This window comes from Wolbachia endosymbiont (group A) of Anthophora plumipes, assembly GCF_964028115.1.
In the GTDB taxonomy this organism is placed as follows: domain Bacteria; phylum Pseudomonadota; class Alphaproteobacteria; order Rickettsiales; family Anaplasmataceae; genus Wolbachia.
In genome coordinates this window covers 1,026,856-1,042,025 of sequence record NZ_OZ034756.1, presented here as the reverse complement: position 1 = coordinate 1,042,025, position 15,170 = coordinate 1,026,856, and the positions used below count along the sequence as shown (strand labels likewise).

Here is a 15,170-nt window from a genome sequence, read left to right as displayed (position 1 = left end):
TGTAGCTAAAGTAACTTAGGTTCACCGACAACCGTCATCCCGCTACTTGTTAGCGGGATCTATGCTAAGAGATACCGCGGCGGTATGACGTAGGACTGCTGTCATTCCGGTGCTCCTTTTTTTGTCATCCCAGTGCTCCTTTTTTTGTCATCCAAGTAGCTGACACTGGGATCTAGCCTTTATTATTTGGTTGAAATTAAGTCTTCTGGATCCCAATGTCAGCTACTTTCATGACATCATCATAAAGTAAAATGAGATCCCAGTGTCACGCACTGGGATGACAGGAGAAGGTACTGGGATGACAGGAGAAGGAGAAATTGCATGAAGAGTTACAAATCAAAATAGAATCTATAATAGGGACTGATCAAAGTAAAAATGCAGATGAAATTGTGGATTCGATTAAGAAAGAGTTAAAGAACAGTATAATAAATGCAAGTAAGTTCAGTAAGGAAGTTGCGGACTTAAAGGTAGAATTAGAAGATGCAAAAAAAGAAGCCGAGAAGGAGAAAAATAAAGCACTAGAAGATGCAAAGAAAGAAGCCGAGAAGGAGAAAAATAAAGCACTAGAAGATGCAAAGAATAAAGCTAAAGATCAAATAACCAAATTAAATGATGAAGTTAAAAGCCTAAAGAAAGACTTAGAAGATAAAAATGATCGAGTTCAGCAATTAGAGAAGAAAAATAAAGAATTAGAAGCTAAAAACAAAACAATTGAGCAACCAAAACAAAGCAATGCAGCACGGTACACTGCTGGTGTTGGTATGGGTCTTGCTGCTGGACTGATAGCATTTACTGCACTTGAACGTACAGTTAGGTTAGAGATGTTAGTAATGATTGGTATAGCAGTAGCATCTGCACTCGTAGCTGGTAGTATTACATATGTAGCATTACCTAGTACTCAAGTAGATGGAGCGAAAGCACAAGAAGTAAATGAGAATGGGAAAAAGAAGTAACAAAGGCACTGGGCTGAAACCGTCATAAAGGAACCAGCGTCAGCTACTTGGATGACAAGAAGAGGGCGCTGGGATGAAATCATTATAGAGTGAACCAGTGTCACACTACTAGGATGACATCCTGACAATCGTCATCCCGCTACTTGTTAGCGGGATGACGATTAATTATTCTGCGCGGGATGACAAGAAAGGAGCAGCAGGATGACGCCTCACCATGTCATTTGAGTAGCGGACACTGGAATGGCTTTGTTGCATCGCTAGCTATGATGGATTAAAGATAAAAAAGATGGAGAATATCAGTAGCTTATTATTCTGGTGTTTATAACAAGAACGGTCAGTGAATACCTAAATTTTAACAATCTCAATTATCACATACCATAACAAAAAAGTCAACCCACACCTTAGGTTGCAAAATCCCAAAAAGCAGCCAGAATAGAATAAGCAAACATTTACGAATTAAATTTAGTGGATAATCACCAAATAAGGGTATTGATATCAACCATACTCTGCAGAATCGCAATATGGTATGACTACATGCTCTTCACTGATTTGATTAACATAATTAGCAGAGAGTTTTGTTTTGCAAAAGATGTCTACAGTAACATACTGCAATTATTTGGAATTGTAGGGCTAGGTGCAATTGTAAGGCCACTTGGTGCATTCATATTTGGTCACGTTGGTGACAGGTATGGAAGAAGGATAGCATTAATAATTACTATCTTGCTAATATCGATACCATCAAGTCTCATTGCATTTATTCCAAGTCACAATCAAGTAGGTATAATTTCTACTATATTGCTTCTTGCAATCCATGTGACACAAGGAATTGCACTTGGTGGTGAACAAGGAAGTTCTGTTTATCTTATAGAACATTTATCCAGTAGGAAAGAGAACTTAGGGATGTATTTTGGAATAATGGGCTTTGGCCGCTCCATTGGTGTCTTGCTTTCTGCGGTGATAGTAATTATCTGCAAAAAAACTACTGATTTTTGTACCTGGGGTTGGAGATTGCCATTTGTTTTCTCAGCTATTTTAGGATTAATTAGCGCGTATAGCATATACACATTGGGAGAAACTCCAGCATATGAAAAAAATCGAAAACAAAGAAATTTACCTGATTTGCCAATAATAGAGCTTATAAAGCGCCACAAGAGAGCTCTTATACTTGCTATTTTAATATCTGTACCTGTTAATGTTGCTGTCGGATTTACCATATTTCTTCGAACACTCGCAAAGGAAATAGCATCAGTGGATGTGTATGTAACGACATATATCAACGAAATTGTGCTCATTATAACCAGTGTATTAATGCCGATATCTTCAATAGCGTTTGGAATGTTGGCTGATAAAGTTGGAAAAGAGCGCACTGCAATCTTATTTATAGCAATTACAATGGCACTATGTTGTCCTGCGTTATCTATTGCATATTACTACAAAAATTACCTTATAATTATGCTTAGTGTAATGGCTCTTTCTATAATAGAAAGAGGTATAGTTCCCATAGGAATAGTTGCATCTGAACTCTTTCCCACCAATGTTAGATTTAGTGGTGTGAGCTTATCACGCAACATCTCTTATGCGTTACATGGAGGATTTACTCCTATGGTTTGTATTTGGTTGACTGTAACATTTCCTCAAACAAACCTTGCTGCTGGGCTTTATATAGTCTTCTGCTTGTTGATCAGTGTGGTAGCAATATTGCAAATAAAACCGCAAGATAAAAAATGTGATTGGTCTTAGTTTTCTCTTATGTGATTTGATAGTGATCTCCACCGGAAAAGGGTTTCATCTAAGTAGCTAACACCCTGACAACCGTCATCCCGCTGCTTGTTAGCGGGATGACGGTTGTCAGGGTGTCATCCGAGTAGCCTCTTTCTTGTCATCCGAGTAGCCCCTCCTTGTATCTTGTCAAAAGCATCTAATGTTTTAAGCTTAAGCATTAGATGCTTTTGACAAGATACAAGGAGGGGCTACTTGGATGACACCCTCCTAGTGGACTCAAATCACAATGTTCGTACAGTTATGCGTCAAGCCTAAAAACAGTTAGCTAATAGGTTTAATAAAAATTCACATATACAGGAAAGATTGGTAACATTATTTGAACAGAAATCGTTATTGTAATTATGCCAAAACGCACAGATATAGAATCTATATTAGTAATAGGAGCAGGCCCAATAGTTATAGGTCAGGCATGCGAGTTTGATTATTCCGGAACGCAAAGCTGTAAAGTATTAAAAAGTGAAGGTTATAAAGTCATTTTGGTTAACTCCAACCCCGCAACTATAATGACAGATCCTGAGTTTTCTGATGCAACTTATATTGAGCCGGTACTGCCTGAAATCATAGAGAAAATTATAATTAAGGAGATGCCAGATGCAATATTGCCAACAATGGGCGGGCAAACAGCACTCAATTGCGCAATAAAACTTGCAGATGATGGAGTGTTAGACAAATACAATGTAGAATTAATAGGGGTAAATAGAGAAGCAATAAAAAAAGCAGAGGATAGAGAGTTATTCCGTCAGTCCATGGATAAAATAGGGCTAAAATACCCCAAAAGTATCATTATAAAAAATCAAGAACAAATAAGAAAGGCTTTGGATTACATTGGATTACCAGCAATCATCCGCTCGTCATTCACCCTTGGTGGTGCAGGTAGCGGCATAGCATACAATAAAGAGGAGTTTTTCAATATTGCAGAAAGTGCTCTCAAAATTTCGCCAATAAATGAAGTTCAGATAGATGAATCAATTATCGGCTGGAAAGAATATGAAATGGAAGTTATCCGTGATTGTAAAGATAACTGCATAATAGTCTGTTCGATAGAAAATATTGATCCAATGGGAGTGCACACCGGAGATAGTATCACGGTTGCTCCTGCTTTGACTCTGCGTGACGTAGAATACCAACAGATGAGAAATGCATCTATAGCAGTGCTAAGAGAAATTGATGTTAGTGCCGGTGGTGCAAATGTTCAGTTTGCAGTGAATCCTAAAGAAGATGGAAGCCTCGTTGTGATTGAAATGAATCCAAGGGTTTCTCGCTCTTCTGCACTTGCTTCAAAAGCAACAGGTTATCCTATTGCAAAAGTTGTAACTAAACTTGCTATCGGCTATTCACTCGATGAGATACGTAATGATTGCGCTCCAGTTATACCTGCTGCATTTGAACCAGTGATTGATTACATCGTCACTAAAATTCCTCGTTTTGAATTTGAGAAGTTTAAGGGGACGAATTGTGAACTATCAACTTCCATGAAATCAGTGGGGGAAGTGATGTCGATCGGCCGCACTTTTAATGAGTCGCTGCAGAAAGCTTTTCGCTCGCTTGAAACTGGGCTTACGGGACTTAATGAAGTATTTCCTGAAAATACTGATATTGATCACATCAGATCTCAATTAGCAAAATTGCTGCCAAACAGATTACTGATTGCTGCTGACGCAATGCGTCATGGAATAAGCATAGAAGAAATAAATTCGATTACAGGATATGACTTATGGTTTTTGCAGAATATACAGCAAATTATATTAGCTGAACAAAAAATCAAGGAAAACGGCCTTCCTGAGACTGCATATGAAATGTTAGAGCTGAAAAAAATGGGGTTTTCAGATGCAAGATTGGCAAAATTAAGCAATAAGAAAGCAGAGCAAATTGAAGAAATAAGAAAAAAATTTGGCATTAAACAAGTTTATAAGCGTGTAGACACCTGTGCAGCTGAATTTGAATCGAGCACTGCTTATATGTATGGCTGTTATGAGGGTAACACAATGATGTCATTCCAGCGCGTGACGCTGGAATCCAGAGATAAGGAAGAATGGATCCCAGTGTCAGCTACTCGGATGACAGAGGGAATGGAGTGCGAAGCAGATGTTTCTGACCGAGAAAAGGTTGTCATTTTAGGAAGTGGTCCAAATCGCATTGGTCAAGGTATTGAGTTTGATTATGCATGCGTACATGCAGCTTCTGCCGCCAAAGAAATGGGGTATGAAACAATAATGATCAACTGTAATCCAGAAACCGTTTCAACTGATTATGATACCGCTGATCGTTTATATTTCGCCCCACTGATTGCAGAGGATGTGCTTGAAATACTAAGTAAAGAGCAAGAAAATGGCACACTGGTTGGTGTAATAGTTCAAATAGGTGGTCAAACACCTTTAAAGTTAGCCAAAGTGCTTAACGAGAGAGGTTTCAAAATTCTGGGAACTTCGTTTGATTCTATTGACCTTGCAGAAGATCGCATGAGGTTTAAAAACCTTGCTTTGCAACTTAATTTAAAACAACCTGAAAGTTCTATCTGCCATTCAGTAAAAGAAGCGTTAACCAACGCAGAAAAGGTGGGGTTTCCACTAGTAGTCAGGCCATCATATGTCCTCGGCGGTCAGTCTATGTCGATTAGACACGATACTCAGAGCTTTAAAGAGTATGTCTTGAATCAAACCAAAATTTTTGAACACGGATCGCTGCTTCTTGATAAATTTTTAGTCAATGCAGTTGAGGTTGACGTTGATGCTGTGTGTGATGGGAAAAAAGTTTTCATTGCAGCGGTCATGGAGCATATTGAAGAAGCTGGTATCCACTCTGGCGATTCAACATGCTCAATACCGACAAATACATTGAGTGACGAAGTAATAAAAGAGATCGAGCTCCAAACTGAAAGAATAGCTCTTGCACTAGAAGTGAAAGGTCTGATAAACATTCAGTTTGCTGTTCAAGAGAGTTATGTATACATACTTGAAGTAAATTTACGAGCTAGTCGAACCGTTCCTTTTATTTCCAAGGTAATCAATATTCCTATTGCAAAGCTTGCCACTCAGGTTATTTTGGGTAAAAAATTGAATCAGGAAAACAAGCCTTTCAATCATTTTGCAGTTAAAGCTGCTGTTTTTCCATTCACGCGCTTTTCGGGAATTGACACTCTACTTGGCCCTGAAATGAAATCAACAGGAGAAGTAATGGGAATTGACTCATCGTTTGAAGCTGCACTTGCAAAAACGCACATGGCTGCAGGATACAAGTTACCAATAGAAGGAACAGCTCTGGTTTCAGTAAAAGATGATGATAAAGAGTATATATTGCCTGTTGCACGAATGTTGAAAGAACTGAGTTTTGAAATATATGCAACCAAAGGCACAGCTTTATATCTGAATAATAACGGCATTGCTGCAAAAGCTGTAAATAAAGTGAGAGAAGGCAGACCCCACATAGTTGATATGCTCAAAGATGGAAAAATAAATCTAGTAATCAATACTTCAAAAGGTGTGAAATCAGTCTCAGATAGCAAAGATATCAGGAGAACTGCTATTTTGCAAAATATAGCTTATAGCACCACAGCTTCTGGGAGTAAAGCGTTAGTGCTTGCAATTCAATATGTAAAGAATAGCAAATTGGAAGTGAAATCATTACAGCAGATACAAAACGTTTAAATGCCAAACGAAAATAATTCATTACTCTATCTCAAAATTGTGGTAGAGTAATGTAAGTCAAATTTTTTTACTGACTTGCCTATGTATTATGGTGTTTGTTAAAGAATTATTGAATAACGGTTATGCAACATGAATAAGGTAAAAAGGAAACGAACTCAATTTTATCAGCCTTATCCATTACGTAAGACGAGGAAAACAGAAGCAAAAAATACCCAAGAATTATATGATCCAACACTAACTGATATTAGGTTAGGCGAAAGTGATAATCAACAAAGTTTGGAAGTAATATAAAAGATCCGATGGAGTTCTCTCGCAGTGATTTGTCAAACAAAACAGATGAACACGAAAGTGATAATCGACTACAGAACTTTAGTGATTATGATTCATATCATAGTTCTGCTGATGGTAATCAGACGCCTTGTACTGAACCAAGTGATTGGGACTCAAATTCGAGCTGTAGTTCAGATTATTCTTATTTTCCGGAAGGTGGCTCACTTTTAATGGATCTAGAAATACCATTAACTGAAAATGAAGAGAAGCTGATTGATGAATTTTGTAAGGAGATGAAAAAGGTGGAAGAAGAAAATAACAAAGGAAGTGCTTTAAGGCTTGTTCGAGACATAACAAATAAATATTTAGGGAAAGGGATAAGACTAAATTCATGTTATGGTGATCGTTATAGAACTGTAACAAATTTGATATTTGAAGAAATAATAGATGTTATCAATAATGAAGGCCTATGCCCTAGCAGTAAAGCGCATGCATTTAGAGGTCAGGATGTTTCCTATAGCAATGAAGATAAAGATGATGACAACACGAATGAAGTACTGGAAGATGGTAATTTAGACATCATAAGAAACACCATTAGGGATTTATTGTTAAAAGGTGGGAAAGTAGAAAGAGGTCTTTTCGATGGTGGTGAGCTAGGACATGTAACTTCTGATTTTGATTATGTCAACGATCTCTTTGCGGAATGTAAGGAAATTGAAAACGATCTAAAAAATGTAGCATATGAAAGTATTGTAAACAAAAATGAGCAAGCTCAAAAGGACAAATTAGAATTAAAAGTAGAGATAGATAATGAGTGCTTTTGTATAAAATATCCACAAGATAGTACTGTTGAAGTTGCAAAAATCCTAAGCAATGAAAAGAATGAAGGTTTAAACTTAAGAGTTGGTATACTGCAAATTGGGAAAAGTATAGTAAGAGTTGAAAGCTACAACGGAAAAAGAAATTATCTGGATGTTTGTAAGCAAGGTGTAACATTATCTTTTGATAGTGAAGCAGGAAAAATCAGTATTCATCTAAATCCTAAGGAAAATAGTAATGAAATAGAAGTAAAGATTGATAAGGAGAGCGAAGCAAGGCTTAACGAGTTAGAAGATAAGGGGAAAAGTTTAGGAGAAAACTGTCTTTTAGGAGGAAAAAGCGTTCTGGAAGCTATACGAGATGGAAATTTTGAAAGAAATAGAAGTATTATACCAACTAGCGTAATTGAACAGCCAAATACTGCAACGAATACTCCACAATCTTACCTAGAGAACATTTTCCTGAACGGACACAATTACAGAACTAAACGTATTGATTCAAGGCATGGCTAATGTGCAAATATTGAAGCAAAAGTGATCAGTGCTTGACACTGCTCTCCTTTGTCATCCCAGTGCCCAGACACTGGGATCCAGGAATTTTATTAAGTTGGTGAGCATAAAAATAGCTGTTTTACGTTAAAATACAATGTTTTTGATGATTATGGAAAGGCTGGATTCCAGACTGGAATGACACCATTTGTTGTAAACTTACTTTTTTCTTGATTTTTTGGTTTATCTCGCCTACCTATTTTGCCACTTTGCTGAACGGATACAACTAAACAATAGGTCTATCTACTTCATTCTAATGTGATTTCAGTTTTTTTTACATGCAAACTCTCTAATCCCACCTTATAGTTAGGATAAATTAGAGAGACATTAAGATCTTTTTTAATTTTAACATTACTTACTTTTTTTGACCCTAAATAAAAACTCTGTGCATAATCTGGTAAGGAAGAAACCTCAATTGGCTCTGGAGAACTAACATTGAGAAGTTTGGCTGCATACATTATCACTTCAGATTGTGTAGTGGGTAAATCATCTGCACAATTATATACTTCACCAGGTTTTATGTTTTGCATGGAAGAAAATAGAATGTTCGATATATCTTCAACGTGAATACGAGAAAAAAAATGCCCTTCTTTTTTCACATTTTTTGCTTTGCCAAGCTGCAAGTCAATTAACACGTTCCTACCAGGACCGTATATTCCAGCTAAACGAAAAATATGTACAGGCAGTTTGCTATTCAGCCACTTCTTTTCAGATCTAAGGCGCTTTTCTCCTCTGATTTCTATAGGTTTTGTTTCAGATTCCTCATTCACCCAATTACCAGAGTAATCACCATAAACGCTAGTTGCAGACAAATAACCAAACCATTTAACATTTTGCAGGCAATCACCATATCTCTCCATAACATCATCACCATCTGGAGGAATAGAAATTAAAACGTGCGTTGCGCTTTTAAGCAGATCTTGACTAACTTTCTCATAATTAAAGAGGATTACATTTTGTATATTTTTACTTCTTGATGTGCCACTGACTTTCCAACCTAAGTTCAGCAGTTTTTTCGATAAAAATTTAGCCACATATCCATAACCAAAGCAAAACAAGTGCATGAAAATTAATTTTTAAAATTCTTCTTGATAAATTCTACTCCTAATTTTATCCCCTCTTCATTAATAATATGACCTAATGCATGAATTGGGTGCCCTTCAACATTTATTCCATTTTCTTTCAAAGCTTTAACCGCTAAGTCGAGGGACGAAAAAGGTACCACGTCGTCAGCATCACCATGGATAACACATATGTTAGGTTTTGACTTGATCTCTGGTGCAGTTTTTGAAGGTGAAAGAAACCTACCAGAGTATGCAACAACTGATGCACAGGATTGAGAGCGGGTGAGAGCTGTATGTATTGCAAGCATTGCTCCTTGAGAAAATCCAACCAAAGAAAGTTGCGTATCTTTTAAATTAAGCTCCTTTAATTTTGTATCAATGAAATGATTTACAATTGATGTAGCATTTTTTACTCCATTATATAGCGCTTCCTCACTACGATCTTCCAAGCTGAACCACTGATAACCATCACCTATTTCTCTTTCAAACGGAGCATTGGGTGCTACAAAATATGACTCGGGTAAAAACTTGCTCATAACTTTAGCAAGGTGAATGAAATTATCGCCACTTGAGCCCCAACCATGTAAAAAAATAATCAAATTTTTCTTATTTCCGCCTGCACAAATTTCTTGGCCTTTAAGTTCAATCATTTCTTTTCCTTTTGCATTTATATTTTTATTTAACACTAATTTTCAAATTTGTAAAAACATACTGTGATTGCTGTTGAATGATGGAGAGACATACTCCATTATTTTATACCTATAGCTAACTGAAAAAAGGTTACCTCAGAAGGGATAAAAAGGTATAAAATGGCTTTGGAATAAGTGCAATTTGGTATAGGTTAAAACAGCTAAAAATAACCTTAAAAAAAGTCACATTCTATCAAGAGCGCAATCAAGAAGATAGGCAGCAATTTATCGATAAAGTCTCAAAAATAGACCACTGTAGCATTTTATATATAGATGAAGCAGGAGTTGATAATAGACTATACCGAGAATATGCATGAGCTCCAAGAGGAGAAAAAATATATGCTGATGTTCCAGGAAAAAAGTGGGAAAGAGTGAGTATAATAGGTGGATGGATTGAAAAGAAGTTTATTGCACCAATGACCTTCACAGGAGGGTGTAATAAAGATGTATTTAATGTATGGTTAGAGCGAACCACAATTGCAGCGTAATACAACCATAGTTATGGATAATGCTACATTCCATAAAACTCCCAAAACAAAGTCATTAATAGAGTCTTTTGGCTGTCATTTGCTTTATCTTCCAACATATTCACCTGATCTAAATCCGATAGAGCATTGTTGGCACATCATCAAAAGTCGCCTCAGACCTCTAATGCATCAATGTACAGACTTACACCTTTTAGTTGGTAATACCATTTTAGACGTTTATCATTCGCTTTTGAAAATACTATACTTGTAGAGAAAAAAGAATAGATGATGATCCTAAATATTTAATAAATTTGACTACTGAGGAATTTCAAAAATCTCAATTTTTTATTAATTGTGAGATGTCTATCTTCATACAGCTTTCCTCTTCATACCTCAACTAATAAAATTAGAAGCATCAACTCCCTTCTGTAAGCAAGCAGCAATGGCGGTGTTCATCATTAGAAATGCAATGGTCATTGGGCCAACGCCCCCGGGTACTGGAGTAATAGCTTTGGCTTTCCCTTTTATTCCCTCAAAGTCAACATCACCTACAAGCTCTCCTACATTAACACTATTTATGCCAACATCGATCACTATTGCACCTTTCTTTATCCAGTCTGCTTGAACAAAATTTGGCTTTCCGACTGCTGCAACTACTATATCCGCTTTAGAGCAATATTCAGCTAAATCTTTACTCTGTGAGTGCAAGATGGTAGCAGTGCAATTTTCCTGCAGCAATAGGTGAAACATTGGCTTGCCCACGATATTTGACCTACCAATCACCACTGCGTTTTTACCGGAAAGGTTCTCTTCAATTGATTTAATTAAATGCAAAGAACCTTTAGGAGTGCAAGGTATAAGGCAGTTTTTTTCACCTTTAACTAATCTACCAACGTTTTCATCGTGGAAGCCATCTACATCTTTTTCAATACTTACTGCGTTAATTACTCTGCTTGCACTAATATGATTTGGTAAAGGCAACTGTACTAAAATGCCATGCACAGATCGATCTTCATTTAACTCATTGATTTTTTCAATCAATTCATCTTCTGAAATATTATTAGGCAAAACAATGGTCTCAGAACTTATGCCTATTGATTCTGCTTTTTTCTGTTTGTTGCGAACATAAACCTGACTTGCTGGATTGCTGCCCACGAGAATTACTTTCAGGCAAGGAAAAATGTTATACTCTCTCTTTAAAATATCAATTTTTTGTGATAGCCTCTCACATAGGTCGTTTGCTATTTTTTTACCATCAATAATAATTGTCACTTCCTTGCCACTCCTTAAAGTCAGGTAATTTGATATCAAATAAATCCAATACTTTGCCAACAGAATGATTAATAATATCATCCAACGATTTTGGTTTAATATAGAAAGCAGGCACTGGTGGAGCAATTATTGCTCCCATCTCCGTTAATTTTAACATATTTTGTAAATGCCCAAGATGTAGTGGTGACTCTCGCACCATAAGAATTAATTTTCTTCTTTCTTTTAGCGTTACATCTGCAGCCCTTGTCAATAGATTGGAAGTAACACCTGATGCAATTTCAGACATTGTCTTCATAGAGCATGGTGCTACAATCATTCCTGAGGTTTTAAATGAGCCACTTGCTATTTTTTCTCCTATTTTTTCTTCAGAATAGTAAAAATCTGCAAGTGATGTAATATCTTCAAGTTTTTCTTTAATCTCATGAGCTAGAGTTATTTTTCCAGCACGACTTATCACTAAATGAGTTTCATAACCAAATTTGCAGCGCGTGACGCTGGAATCTATATTTCTTTTTCCCTGGATCCCAGTGTCAGCTACTCGGATGACAGGGATAAGAGATCTATTAATATTTCTTAACGCCTCTAAAATACGTACACCGTAAATAGAACCAGATGCTCCACTTATTCCAATTACAATTCTGCTATTCACTTAACTCTTCTTCGTAGCTCATTCCCAATGCACGTTTATAGGTATCAAGCAATATTTCCTGTTCCTCTCTGTCATCATCATCCATCTTCCTCAGCCTAATAATTTGTTTCATCACTTTTATATCCCAACCTTCATCTGCGGCTTTTACATATACATCACGAATGTGATCTTGCACATCCCTCTTTTCTTGTTCAAGTTTTTCGATTCTCTCTATGTAACCCTTCAACTCTTCAGCCGTTATTTTTACTGTATCTTCCATGAAACTCCACTAATTAATTGCTGCTACTAGTATTACCAGTTTTTACTTGCACTTCAACAACAGTAATAATATTTTTATCTTTTTTTAAAATCTTAAAGCGAAAACCATACATGGAAAACTCCTCGCCTTCGTCAGGAATGCGCTCTATTTCATTCACAATCATACCTGCTAGAGTTGTAGCTTCTTCATCAGGGAGATTCCAGTGTAACTGCCTGTTAATGTCCCTAATAGTAGATTTTCCTTCTATGTGATACATATTGTCAGATATTTTCTTTATGAAATTCTCCGTGATCAAATCATGTTCATCCGAAATTTCTCCAACTATTTCTTCCAGTATGTCCTCAAGAGTTACAATTCCCTGCAGTGCTCCATACTCATCAATAACAAATGCAAGGTGTTTCCTGTTCTTACGGAAGTTATGAAGTTGCACGCTGAGCGGTGTACTTTCTGGTATAAACCAAGGCTTTGACATAACTTGGGTAATGTCAACTTCTTCCGCTTTATTATTCTTTTCACGCAAGGCATTTATTAGACCCTTCACGTGAATTACACCGATAATATCATCTGGTTCTTTTTGCCATAAAGGTATCCTACTATGACTGCTAGTTAAAATTTCCCTTATTAACTCTTCTTTACTTCGATTTATATCAAGAGAAAATAAATTTCTTCTATGGGTCATAATTTGTGATATTTCTGTCTCAGCCAAATCAAGTATGCTGCTTAGCATATCTAAATCCTGTTGTAACATAGTTCCTTCACTGCGGTGAAGAGTAATCATATTACGCATTGCATCCGCTGCAGATATTACTTCCTTATCTTTATGCAGCCCACATAATTTCAGGATGAGGTTAACAATAAATTGAATACCTAGCGTCAATGGAGAAAAAATCTTTACAAAAAACAATACAAAATAAGCAGAAAATGATGCAAATTTTTCAGGATTTTGAATAGCATAAGTTTTTGGTAGAACTTCGCAGAATAATAAAATACAAAATGTCATTATAATTGTTGATAGGAGAATGCCCTCATTTCCAAAAAGATTGATAAATATTGCTGTAAATAAAGCAGAGCAAGTAATATTAATAATTGTATTGCCGAGCAATACCGTTCCTATTGTCAATTCTTTCTTATTTAATAAGCGGTCTATTATCCTGGCTCTTTTGTTACCGTCTAGCTTTAGCTTATTAACTCGAGAACGGCTAATTGAGGTTAAGCCTATTTCTGCTCCTGAGAACAAAAACGATAAAATTAACAAAATAAAAATTGCTGATGATACTAAGACCAATAACCAATCCATTAAAGTACGATGTTATTGTGATAAAAAATAAAATTAATTTTACATGTTATGAGAGGTATTTGCAAGCCTGAATTTATATTGCCGAATTTTATATATCTTTAATCTTAAAAAATAAATCATAAAGCATATTACACGCCGCATTCACATGCTCATCCTCAATGATAAGTGGTGGGGTTATCCTTACTACTTTGTTGTTTGAAACCCTAGTTATTACTAAACCTTTATCAAGAGATCGACTAATAACTTTATCAGCTACAGGAGTTGCTAGTTCTATTCCCATTAGTAACCCTTCTCCACGAACTTCTGAAATCATCTCAGGAAATTCTTTAGCTAAAGGCAACAGCTTTTCTTTTAAATATTTACTAATTCTCTTAACATGATCAAAAAAGCCTTCTTTTAGCATTATATCGAGCACTGCATTACCAACAGTCATGGCAAGTGGATTGCCACCATAGGTTGATCCATGAGTTCCTGGAGTGATTGCTTCTGCTATGTAATCTTTTACTAAACATGCAGCTAGAGGAAAACCGTTACCCATAGCTTTTGCACAGGTTAGCATATCAGGTTCAATGCCGACATTTTGATAATAAAATAAAGAACCGATGCGTCCATATCCGCATTGCACTTCATCAAAGCACAAAATTATCCCTTGAGCTTTTGTTATTTTCCTTACTTTTTGAAGATATTCTACGTCTAGTGGATATACTCCGCCTTCGCTTTGTATGGGCTCTAAAAACACAGCAGCTGTTTCATTGCTGATTTTTTTCTCCAAAGCTTTAATGTCATTTCTTGGCACTTTATCAAAACCAGAAAGAAGCGGAGCAAAACCTTCGCGTGATTTTTCACTGTTTCCAGCAGAAATTGCAGCAATACTGCGGCCATGAAACCCTCCTTCAATTGTAACAATACGATTACGTTTTGCTTGCCTTTTTGAATAAAAGTAACGACGAATAAACTTAATTGCAGCTTCTGTTGCTTCAAGCCCACTTGAGCAGAAAAAAACTTTATCTGCAAAAGTAAGGGTTGTTAAACGGTCAGCAAGCCTTTCTTGCTCGGGAATAGTGAAAATGTTAGAGCAGTGCCATAGTGAGCTCAATTGCTCTTTCAGTTTGTCTGTAATGTATGGATGACAATGCCCTAAAGAAGCTGTAGAAATACCTGCAGCAAAATCTAAATACTTTTTACCATCTTTGTCAAAAAGATATGCCCCTTCTCCCCTAACTATAGGAGTGTCAAGTCTATTGTACGCATTAACAACATGATCCATTTTATAAGTATTGTGGTATTATCTGTATTATACCTGAAATGAATCCATTAACGCAAAGCTTTTCCTTTAACCTCTTATGCTACCTCAACTAAAAATTTGGCTAATGCAAACCCTTTTTGTCATTCTATAGCTAAAGTGACTTAGTTTTACCAACACTTATTAGCATTGTAAAAGTTTTTGTTTCTATTGA

Annotated in this window: 13 protein-coding genes; 6 read left to right on the top strand and 7 right to left on the bottom strand. The window is 36.3% G+C overall.

Annotated elements, in window-relative coordinates; all coding sequences use genetic code 11:
• Positions 1 to 317 precede the first annotated feature (317 nt).
• The 5 genes from ABWU75_RS05200 (at position 318) to ABWU75_RS05180 (ending at position 7,980) form a co-directional block, all read left to right on the top strand.
• The gene (locus tag ABWU75_RS05200; RefSeq protein WP_353286755.1) at positions 318 to 953 is read left to right on the top strand and encodes a hypothetical protein; all 636 of its coding nucleotides are present in this window, start codon (positions 318 to 320) and stop codon (positions 951 to 953) included.
• A gap of 465 nt (positions 954 to 1,418) precedes the next feature.
• Complete coding sequence (locus tag ABWU75_RS05195; RefSeq protein ID WP_264732440.1) at positions 1,419 to 2,693, top strand: MFS transporter; 1,275 nt, start codon at positions 1,419 to 1,421, stop codon at positions 2,691 to 2,693.
• Between the two features lie 383 nt (positions 2,694 to 3,076).
• Positions 3,077 to 6,379, top strand: coding sequence for a carbamoyl-phosphate synthase large subunit (carB, locus tag ABWU75_RS05190; protein WP_353286754.1), 3,303 nt, complete (start codon positions 3,077 to 3,079; stop codon positions 6,377 to 6,379).
• 129 nt (positions 6,380 to 6,508) lie between these two features.
• On the top strand, positions 6,509 to 6,670 hold the full coding sequence (locus ABWU75_RS05185; RefSeq protein ID WP_264688451.1) for a hypothetical protein: 162 nt from the start codon (positions 6,509 to 6,511) through the stop codon (positions 6,668 to 6,670).
• Positions 6,671 to 6,699: 29 nt separating this feature from the next.
• A complete protein-coding gene (locus ABWU75_RS05180) occupies positions 6,700 to 7,980 on the top strand; it encodes a hypothetical protein (RefSeq protein ID WP_264731774.1) in 1,281 nt (426 codons plus the stop codon).
• A 284-nt stretch (positions 7,981 to 8,264) separates the two neighbouring features.
• On the opposite strand, the gene ABWU75_RS05175 is transcribed toward ABWU75_RS05180, so the two are convergent.
• On the bottom strand, positions 8,265 to 9,080 hold the full coding sequence (locus ABWU75_RS05175) for an SDR family oxidoreductase (protein ID WP_264731773.1): 816 nt from the start codon (positions 9,078 to 9,080) through the stop codon (positions 8,265 to 8,267).
• Between the two features lie 5 nt (positions 9,081 to 9,085).
• Positions 9,086 to 9,730, bottom strand: a complete 645-nt coding sequence (locus ABWU75_RS05170) for an alpha/beta hydrolase (RefSeq protein WP_309166945.1) — start codon at positions 9,728 to 9,730, stop codon at positions 9,086 to 9,088.
• Between the two features lie 540 nt (positions 9,731 to 10,270).
• Here ABWU75_RS05170 and ABWU75_RS05165 point away from each other — a divergent pair.
• Positions 10,271 to 10,507 carry a transposase gene (locus ABWU75_RS05165; protein ID WP_353286753.1) on the top strand — a complete coding sequence of 79 codons (237 nt, stop codon included), beginning with the start codon at positions 10,271 to 10,273 and terminating at the stop codon, positions 10,505 to 10,507.
• 122 nt (positions 10,508 to 10,629) lie between these two features.
• On the opposite strand, the gene folD is transcribed toward ABWU75_RS05165, so the two are convergent.
• The 5 genes from folD to ABWU75_RS05140 form a co-directional block, all read right to left on the bottom strand.
• A complete protein-coding gene (folD, locus tag ABWU75_RS05160) occupies positions 10,630 to 11,508 on the bottom strand; it encodes a bifunctional methylenetetrahydrofolate dehydrogenase/methenyltetrahydrofolate cyclohydrolase FolD (RefSeq protein WP_264731772.1) in 879 nt (292 codons plus the stop codon).
• Positions 11,492 to 12,157, bottom strand: coding sequence for a UbiX family flavin prenyltransferase (locus tag ABWU75_RS05155; protein WP_253309371.1), 666 nt, complete (start codon positions 12,155 to 12,157; stop codon positions 11,492 to 11,494). The genes folD and ABWU75_RS05155 overlap by 17 nt, the downstream gene beginning before the upstream one ends.
• Positions 12,150 to 12,416, bottom strand: coding sequence for a DUF2312 domain-containing protein (locus ABWU75_RS05150; RefSeq protein WP_064125346.1), 267 nt, complete (start codon positions 12,414 to 12,416; stop codon positions 12,150 to 12,152). The genes ABWU75_RS05155 and ABWU75_RS05150 overlap by 8 nt, the downstream gene beginning before the upstream one ends.
• Before the next feature lie 13 nt (positions 12,417 to 12,429).
• Positions 12,430 to 13,713, bottom strand: a complete 1,284-nt coding sequence (locus ABWU75_RS05145; protein ID WP_253309372.1) for an HlyC/CorC family transporter — start codon at positions 13,711 to 13,713, stop codon at positions 12,430 to 12,432.
• Positions 13,714 to 13,801: 88 nt separating this feature from the next.
• On the bottom strand, positions 13,802 to 14,980 hold the full coding sequence (locus tag ABWU75_RS05140) for an aspartate aminotransferase family protein (RefSeq protein ID WP_353286752.1): 1,179 nt from the start codon (positions 14,978 to 14,980) through the stop codon (positions 13,802 to 13,804).
• Positions 14,981 to 15,170: the final 190 nt, after the last annotated feature.

Excerpts from the sequence above, each read along its gene's own strand:
- ABWU75_RS05165 (WP_353286753.1), top strand. The coding sequence starts at position 10,271 with ATGGATAATGCTACATTCCATAAAACTCCCAAAACAAAGTCATTAATA.
- carB (WP_353286754.1), top strand. The coding sequence starts at position 3,077 with ATGCCAAAACGCACAGATATAGAATCTATATTAGTAATAGGAGCAGGC.
- ABWU75_RS05175 (WP_264731773.1), bottom strand. The coding sequence starts at position 9,080 with ATGCACTTGTTTTGCTTTGGTTATGGATATGTGGCTAAATTTTTATCG.
- ABWU75_RS05170 (WP_309166945.1), bottom strand. The coding sequence starts at position 9,730 with ATGATTGAACTTAAAGGCCAAGAAATTTGTGCAGGCGGAAATAAGAAA.
- ABWU75_RS05150 (WP_064125346.1), bottom strand. The coding sequence starts at position 12,416 with ATGGAAGATACAGTAAAAATAACGGCTGAAGAGTTGAAGGGTTACATA.
- ABWU75_RS05185 (WP_264688451.1), top strand. The coding sequence starts at position 6,509 with ATGAATAAGGTAAAAAGGAAACGAACTCAATTTTATCAGCCTTATCCA.
- ABWU75_RS05145 (WP_253309372.1), bottom strand. The coding sequence starts at position 13,713 with ATGGATTGGTTATTGGTCTTAGTATCATCAGCAATTTTTATTTTGTTA.
- ABWU75_RS05140 (WP_353286752.1), bottom strand. The coding sequence starts at position 14,980 with ATGGATCATGTTGTTAATGCGTACAATAGACTTGACACTCCTATAGTT.